Source organism: Bartonella sp. AP72JLCBS, assembly GCF_042195705.1.
In the GTDB taxonomy this organism is placed as follows: Bacteria; Pseudomonadota; Alphaproteobacteria; order Rhizobiales; family Rhizobiaceae; genus Bartonella.
On the sequence record NZ_JBHIOU010000097.1, the window covers coordinates 1 to 816 of the forward strand.

The 816-nt window shown below is 39.0% G+C and carries 1 pseudogene; it reads left to right on the top strand.

The features are described 5' to 3' along the window. Window positions 1-816, top strand: a pseudogene (locus tag ACFILO_RS09585) (hypothetical protein); the annotation flags it as partial.

An 816-nucleotide genomic window follows, 5' to 3' on the forward strand; every position in this document is an offset into this window, starting at 1 on the left:
AGATAAGACAACGAGTCGTCTCACTATTGGTGCAAAAGTAGGTGGCGCAGAAATCAATATTGCAAATGAAAGCGGTGGGGATCGGATAATTTCTGGTGTTGGTGAAGCAAAGAACAATAATGACGCTGTTAACAAAAGCCAGCTTGATAGCAATATCAAGAATGTCAATGATAATGTAACAAATAAGTTTAGCGAACTTACTAAAAACATAACGAATATTACTCAGCAAGTTAAAGGTGATGCTTTGTTATGGAATGATGAAGCCAATGCCTTTGTAGCACGTCATGAAAAGAGCAAAGAAGAAAAAGGCAGAGCTGTAGCCACTCAAGATAACAGCAAAATTACGTTTCTTTTAGATGGTGATGTTTCTAAAGATTCAACGGATGCTGTCACGGGTGGACAGCTTTATTCGCTGAACGAACAACTTGCAACCTATTTTGGTGGAGGTGCAGGTTATGATGAGCAAGGACAATGGAAAGCTCCAAGTTTTAAGGTTAAGACAGTTAAGGATGATGGTAAATCTGAAGAGATAGACTATGGCAATGTGGCGGATGCTTTGGCTGGAGTTGGTAATTCTTTCACAAATATTAGAAATGAGATCAGCAAAGAGATTAATAATGAGATTGCCAATGTGAAAGGTGATAGCCTTGTTAAGAAAGATCAAGCAACCAATCTTATCACTATTGGTAAAGAAGTAGAAGGCAGTGAAATCAACATAGCCAACAAGACTGGTGCGGACCGGACACTTTCAGGTGTTGGTGAAGCAACAAAGGATAATGAAGCTGTTAACAAAGGTCAGCTTGATAAAGGTTTGAA